At 73.8% G+C, this 803-nt stretch carries 2 protein-coding genes; both read right to left on the bottom strand.

The features are described 5' to 3' along the window. Positions 1-246, bottom strand: a 246-nt coding sequence (locus tag DMC61_RS40870; protein WP_199750237.1) for a hypothetical protein, incomplete at its 3' end; no start/stop codon positions are given. A gap of 120 nt (positions 247-366) precedes the next feature. After that, positions 367-803 (bottom strand): penicillin-binding transpeptidase domain-containing protein (locus DMC61_RS40865; protein ID WP_255431842.1); only part of this gene is annotated, 437 nt, incomplete at its 5' end.

Here is an 803-nt window from a genome sequence, read left to right as displayed (position 1 = left end):
GCCCTGCTGCCAGGCGGTGAGGAACCGCTGGGCCGTCGAGGTGACCTCGGCCGCCGTCAACGGACCGGACTTCACCTTCTCCGCGGCCGCCGCGGACCTGGTGCGCGCGCCGTCGTCGTCGCCCGCCCCGCCGCCGTACATCGCGTAGGCACCGAAGCCGGCTCCGGCCACGACCACCGCGGCGACGCTGCCGATCACGGCGGGTTTCGTCCTGCGCCGCTCGGCGGCGCCCCTTCTGCTGCCCACGGTGTCCGTTCCTCGGTGCCTTCGATGCGGTGCCCACGTGTCTACGGGGACGCGCGGGGCTTCGGTGCCGGTTCCGGCAACGGCGACCACAGTACGGCCATCCATGGCCACCGGTCTGCGTCAGCCGCCGACTCGTAGCACGTCCGCGACGATCGGTCCGGCCGCGTCGCCGCCGTGGCCGCCCTCCTCGGTCATCGCCGCCGCCGCGACGTCGTTGCGGAAGCCGGTGAACCAGCTGTTGGAGACCGCCTGCCCGTCGACCTCGGCCGACCCGGTCTTGGCGCCGATGTCGCCGCCCAGCCCGGACATGGCCTCGACGGCGGTGCCCTGGGTGGCGGTGAGCCGCATCATCTGCTTGAGCTGGGCGACGGTGCTCTGCGGCAGTCCCTTGGCGGTGGCCGGCTTGCGGTCGTCGAGGTCGAACGGGACCAGGTGGGGCTGGCGGAACGCGCCGGTGACGGCGGTCGCGGTGACCGAGGCCATGTTCAGCGGGTTCATCTGGACCTGGCCCTGCCCGATGGCGTTGGCGGCGCGGTCGGGGCCGCTCACGGCGGGGA

This window comes from Amycolatopsis sp. WAC 04169 (assembly GCF_003947535.1).
Classification (GTDB): Bacteria; Actinomycetota; Actinomycetes; order Mycobacteriales; family Pseudonocardiaceae; genus Amycolatopsis; species Amycolatopsis keratiniphila.
This window is presented reverse-complemented; position numbering and strand designations above follow the sequence as displayed.